6 protein-coding genes and 1 pseudogene are annotated in these 5,630 nt (G+C 72.1%); 4 read left to right on the top strand and 3 right to left on the bottom strand.

Annotated features, from left to right (window positions below; all coding sequences use genetic code 11):
• The 3 genes from tagH to CS062_RS24745 all read left to right on the top strand — a co-directional run.
• Positions 1-828, top strand: an 828-nt coding sequence (gene tagH / locus CS062_RS24735) for a type VI secretion system-associated FHA domain protein TagH (RefSeq protein WP_099864494.1), incomplete at its 5' end; no start/stop codon positions are given.
• 33 nt (positions 829-861) lie between these two features.
• On the top strand, positions 862-1,731 hold the full coding sequence (locus CS062_RS24740; protein WP_099864495.1) for a PP2C family protein-serine/threonine phosphatase: 870 nt from the start codon (positions 862-864) through the stop codon (positions 1,729-1,731).
• 97 nt (positions 1,732-1,828) lie between these two features.
• Positions 1,829-2,725, top strand: coding sequence for an alpha/beta fold hydrolase (locus CS062_RS24745; protein WP_099864497.1), 897 nt, complete (start codon positions 1,829-1,831; stop codon positions 2,723-2,725).
• Between the two features lie 36 nt (positions 2,726-2,761).
• Here the strand turns inward: CS062_RS24745 and CS062_RS24750 are convergent, their stop codons facing one another.
• From CS062_RS24750 to CS062_RS24760, 3 genes are all read right to left on the bottom strand, one after another.
• The gene (locus tag CS062_RS24750) at positions 2,762-3,277 is read right to left on the bottom strand and encodes a DUF2231 domain-containing protein (RefSeq protein WP_099864499.1); all 516 of its coding nucleotides are present in this window, start codon (positions 3,275-3,277) and stop codon (positions 2,762-2,764) included.
• A 181-nt stretch (positions 3,278-3,458) separates the two neighbouring features.
• Positions 3,459-3,926 carry a DUF2269 family protein gene (locus CS062_RS24755; protein ID WP_099864500.1) on the bottom strand — a complete coding sequence of 156 codons (468 nt, stop codon included), beginning with the start codon at positions 3,924-3,926 and terminating at the stop codon, positions 3,459-3,461.
• 29 nt (positions 3,927-3,955) lie between these two features.
• The gene (locus tag CS062_RS24760; RefSeq protein WP_099864502.1) at positions 3,956-5,284 is read right to left on the bottom strand and encodes an SDR family oxidoreductase; all 1,329 of its coding nucleotides are present in this window, start codon (positions 5,282-5,284) and stop codon (positions 3,956-3,958) included.
• 46 nt (positions 5,285-5,330) lie between these two features.
• On the opposite strand from CS062_RS24760, the pseudogene CS062_RS24765 reads away from it, so the two are divergent.
• Positions 5,331-5,630, top strand: a pseudogene (locus CS062_RS24765) (hypothetical protein); the annotation flags it as partial.

Below are 5,630 nucleotides of genomic sequence, written 5' to 3' on the forward strand. Positions count from 1 at the left end.
TGCAGGTCGAGCGCGCCGCGCGCCTGCACCAGCGAGGCATCGGCCAGCGACAGCGCGCCGCCAGCGCGCAGGCTCATGCCGGCATTGGCGGTGGCGAATTCACCGATCGACAGGGCGCCGCCGGCCTTCGCCCGGCCGCAACCGGTGCCGTCGGCGACCGCCGCGGCCGGTCAACCGGCCGACACCGCCGCGCTCTGGAACGCCTTCTGCGAAGGCGCCGGCGTGCGCATGGCCGCCCCGCCGCAAGGCCTGAACGCCGACCTGATGCGGGTCATCGGCCAGTTGCTGAATGCCTCGGTCGACGGCGCGCTGCGGATGATGGCGGTGCGCGCGGCCACGAAGCACGAGCTGCGCGCGCAGGTCACGGTGATCCGCTCGCGCGACAACAACCCGCTGAAGTTCTCGCCCGACGCGCAATCGGCGCTCGAGCAACTGCTGCAGCCGCCGGTGCGCGGCTTCCTGCCCGGTCCGGCGGCGATGCAGGACGCGATGCGCGACCTGGTCGGCCACACGATCGGCACGATGGCCGGCACCCGCGCGGCGCTGGAGGGCGTGCTGACGCGCTTCCAGCCCTCGGCGCTGGAGGCCAAGCTGACCAGCCGCTCGGTGCTGGACAGCGTGCTGGCGATGAACCGCAAGGCCAAGCTCTGGGAGCTCTACCTGCAGCATTTCGAGTCCATCCGCGACGAGGCGCAGGAGGACTTCCACACCCTGTTCGGCAAGGCCTTCCTGGAGGCCTACGAAGACCAGCTCGAGCGCCTGAGCCAGCACGGCCAGGGCCCGGCGCCGGCCCCGCCGCACGCACAGCCACAGCAGAGCGGGGCCTGAGCCCCGCCGATCGTCCTACACGTCGTTCACACCATGCTCAAGATCCGGGTCGCCGCCTGCAGCGAACAAGGCGCGCGCGCCAACAATGAAGACGCCATCGTGGCGCACGAGAACGGCCCCGGCTGGTATGCCGTGCTGGCCGACGGCGCCGGCGGCCACCGCAACGGCGCGGAAGCCGCGCGTCGCGCCGTCCACCGGATGCAGACCAGCCTGGGCGACGCCACGCTGCCCTGGCGGCCGGAACTGCTGACCGGCGCGGTGCTGGCCGCGCACGACGATGTGCGTCGCGGCGTCGAGGGCACCGGCCGCGACCGCATGCACACCACGGTGGTGGCGCTGTGCGTGGATGCGCAGCGCAACTTCGCGCTCTGGACGCATGTGGGCGACTCGCGCCTGTACCGCATCCGCGATGGCCAGATCGACACGATCACCCAGGACGACAGCGTGGTGCAGATGCTGATCGAGGCCGGCCTGCTGACGCCGGAACAGGCCGAGGACCACCCGCACAAGAACCACCTGGTGGCGGCGCTGGGCATCGAGGACGACCTGCATCCCCACACGACCTCGCCGCAGCCGCTGCGGGACGGGGACGTCTTCCTGCTGTGCAGCGACGGCTGGTGGGGCAGCGCGGGCGACACGCTGATCCACGACACGCTGCGGGCGGCCACGTCGCCGGATGACTGGCTGGCGTCGATGCGCGCGGTGATCGAGGAACGCGGTCTGCCGGACCAGGACAACTTCAGCGCCATCGCGCTGTGGGTCGGCGAACCGGCGCTGGCGGTCGCCGCCGAAGCGCCGGCGGACGCGGCCGGCACGGCCTCGGAGGAGACGACGGTCGATTCCGGGCCGGTGCCGCTGGACGAGGAAGAAGAGGACGAGTCGACGCGGCGGATGCCGCTCTGAGCGCGGGGCGCGATCGCGCTGCCGCGGGAGCCAGCGTGAGAGAGCGCGAGACAGCGCCAGGCGCCGCGAGACAGTCGTGGACAGCTGGAGACAGCCGATGAGGACGGTCCGTCAAGTCGATGCCGGCGACCTGAGCGTCGGCCTGTGGGACGAGGGCCCGCGCGAGGGGCCGGCGGTCGTGCTGCTGCACGGCTTTCCGTATGACATCCACGCCTACGCGGCGGTGACCGATCGCCTGGTCCAGCGCGGCTGCCGGGTGCTGGTGCCGTACCTGCGCGGCTACGGCTCGACCCGTTTTCTCAGCGACGCCACCTTGCGTTCCGGCGAGCAGGCGGCGCTGGGGCCCGACCTACTGGCGTTGATGGACGCGCTGCGGATCGAGTCCGCGGTGCTGGCCGGGTACGACTGGGGCGGACGGGCCGCCTGCGTGGTCGCCGCGGCCTGGCCGGAGCGCTGCGCCGGGCTGGTCTCCTGCAACGGCTACAACCTGCTGAACCCGCCTGAGGCGATGGTGCCGGACGAGCCGGCCAACGAGGCGCGCTACTGGTACCAGTTCTACCTGCACGGCGAGCGCGGCCGGCGCGGCCTTGCGCAGCACCGGCAAGCGATGGCGAGGCTGCTATGGCAGATGTGGTCGCCGCAGTGGCCGTTCGCCGAGGCCGACTTCCTCCGCACGGCGGCGGCCTTCGACAACCCCGATTTCGTCGAGGTGGTCGTGCATTCCTATCGCCATCGCCATGGCCTGGTCCCGGGTGACGCGCGCTTCCTCGAACTCGAGGCGAGGCTGCTGACCCGGCCGGTGATCCAGTCGCCGACCATCCTGCTCGACGGCCTGGCGGACGGCGTCGCCGTCGAGCCCGACACGCGCTCGCATGCGCGCCATTTCGCCCGGCTCATCCGGCACGAGGGCGTTGCCGGCGTCGGGCACAACTTCCCGCAGGAATGCCCGTCGGTGTTCACCGCGGCGGTGTTGGAACTCGTCGGCGCGCCCTGAGCCCTCGAACCGGGGACCGGGCGATCGATCGCGGGATCACGGACGTTGCGCGGTCCTCGTCGCGGCGCGCGCGGGGACATGCCGCGTCGACAGCGAACTCGGCGCATCGACGTAGGCGCCCTCGCTGACGCCGACGCCCAGTCGGTCGACCAGTTCCCCGCCCAGCCAGGCGGTGATCAGCGAACCCAGCGCGCCTCCCCAGGCCAGCGCATAGGCCTGCCATGGCGGCGACACCGGGGCCGGCTCGCGCAGCACCCAGCTCGCGGCAAAGAGCAGCAGCACGATCAGGTTGCCAATGGCGTGGATCAGGCCGATCCGCTGAGCGCGGCTGCCCTTCGGGATCGACAGCCAGTCGATCAGGCCGAAGGGCGCGGCCAGCAGGCCGCTGATCAAACCGCCGGCGATCAGGTAGAAGGCGACGAGCGAGAACTGCGCGCTGTCCATGCCCAGCGCCAGCCAGTCGAACGCGACCGACGCGCCCAGCAGTCCCAGCGGAAAGACCACCAGCATCTGGTGGAGGGGGTGACCGAGGAAGGTGGCTTTGCCTTGCATGACGATGCTCCGTGACGAGGGGGGTTGCGGGCGGGAGATCTGCGCTCGGGGCGGTGGACCCGGCGGCCGGCCGGGCGTCGGCGGGCGGGGACGAACGCGGCGGCGGCGACAGCAGTTCGGCAAGCGCGATACCTGTGGCGATGCCCGGGCGCAGGGCCAGGGACGGCGAGGCCGGCGCCGCTCACATCGGCTTGGCCACCATCAGGTAGAAGATGGCCAGAAAGGCGAACAGCGCGGGGAAGCCCAGCGCGATCCACCAGCGCAGCCAGACGAAATAGCGCGGTGGCAGCGGCGACGCGCTGCGGTCCGCCTCGACGGCGATGTCGCGCATCCGGATCTGGATCCACACGACCGGCAGCCAGCACAGCCCCGCGACGACATACAGCGCCAGCGACCAGGCCAGCCACTTCGTCTGCAGCACCGGCAGCCCCATCAGGTGCGCGAGGTACCAGCCCGACAAGGGCTGGAAGATCATCGTGGTGGTGGTGAACAGCCAGTCGGCCCACACCACTTGCCGCACGACCTGCGCGGCCACCGCGGGATCGCGGCGCAGGCTGGCCATCAGCATGTGGAAGGCGGATCCGATGCCGGTGCCGAACACCAGCGTCGACGACAGGATGTGCAGCCACTTGGCGATCAGGTATTCCATCGCAGCTCCTGGTTCGATTGCGGCGGCACTCATCGGCGGCGCGCCGGCCGCCGCGCCGAGTCATCCACGATCAGCAGCGCAAGCACCGCCAGGATCGGCAGGTTCTTGCTGAGCGGTCCGTAGGGGTGCCACCAGAACTCCGGCAGGCAGACGGTGAGCACGGCGGTGTAGAACAGCATCAGCGCCACCTGCGACCACCAGACGGCGAGCCGCCAGCGACGCGGCGCCAGCAAGGTGGCCAGGCCGAGCAGCAGGTCGAGCAGCGACGCACCGGACAGCGCGAGCTCGCGCAGCGGTGCCGGCACGCCGACCGCGGCCAGCAGCGCCAGGCTGTCCGCCACCGGATAGACGAAGGCCGACACCACGGCGGTGAAGATCCACACGAAGGCGAGCGAGAGCCGGAGCATCCAGGACAGCCATCCCCATTGGGCCCGCCATCGCCAGGCCTCGGCCGCCGCGCGGTCCAGGAAGCGCTCGGGCGGACGCGGCGAGGCGCCGAGCAGCGCGATCGTGTCGGAAGCGTCGGCGGTGTTGCCGCGCTGGAGCATGCGCCAGCTGTCGGGCGTCAGCAGCGAGCCGGGCAGCTTCGCCGCGATCGCCGCGCCCAGTCCCGCCAGCGCCGCGGGGACCGTGATCGCCGGCGCGCCGCGCAGCCCCATCGCGGCGCGCAGGCCCCACAGGTAGCCGCGCAGGCTGACCGGCTCCGCACCCACCAGCGCCACGCGGCGACCGATCCATGGCGCCGGATCCTCGATCAGCGCGACGATCGCGGCGACGGCGTCGTCGACATGGATCGGCTGCAGCGGCTGTCGTCCGCCGGCGGGCAGCGCGAGGACGGGCAGGCTGGCCAGCCCGAGGAACAGGCGCGCGCTCGGGCCGTCCGGAGCGAACAGCAGCGAGGGCTGAACGACCACCGTCGGCAGGGCCTGCTCGAGCAGCCAGCGGTCCGCATCGCGCTTGCTGCGGTGATAGACGGTCTCCGCCTGGTCGTCGGCGCCCAGGGCCGAGACCTGGACGGCCAGCCCCACGCCGCCTTGCCGTGCGGCATCGAAGAGCGCGCGCGGCAGGCGTCCGTGCAGCGCCTCGAAACTCTGGCCGTCCGACTCCCGGAAGATACCGATCGTGTTGACGACGACATCGGCACCGCGCAGCGCGTTGCGCCATTGCCGCGTCGACCAGACGGCGACGTCGGCGGCCACCGGCTCGACGCCGGCCTCGACCAGCGTCGCGGGCAGGTGGCGGGCCAGGCCGGTGATGCGATGGCCTCGCGCGGCCAGCGCCAGGCAGAGCCGGTGACCGAGCGTGCCGGACGCGCCGGCGACGAACACCCGCAGCGGCGCCGCCGGTTGAAACGGCATGGACCTTGCCGACGGGTGGCCGACAGCCTCATTCCTCGGAGCGGACATGGACACCTCGAGATGGATCGGCCTGGCGCTGGCCGCGGGCACGTGGAGCGGCGTCTTGTCCGCCGTGGCGCTGATGGGCGCGAGCCGGGCCCATGGCGATCGCACGCCCACCGGTCTGAACGGTCCCAGCCACTGGTTCTTCGGCGAATCCGCCGTTCATGCGCAGCGTTTCAGCGTGCGGCACACCGTCGTCGGCGCCTTGACCCACCAGGCGTCGTCCTTCCTCTGGAGCGCGGTCTTCGCCGCGGCGCGCCTCCGGCAAGCGGGCGCGGCGCACGGCCACGCGCGCGTCGCGGCC

This window comes from Roseateles chitinivorans (assembly GCF_002761755.1).
Classification (GTDB): domain Bacteria; phylum Pseudomonadota; class Gammaproteobacteria; order Burkholderiales; family Burkholderiaceae_C; genus Roseateles; species Roseateles chitinivorans.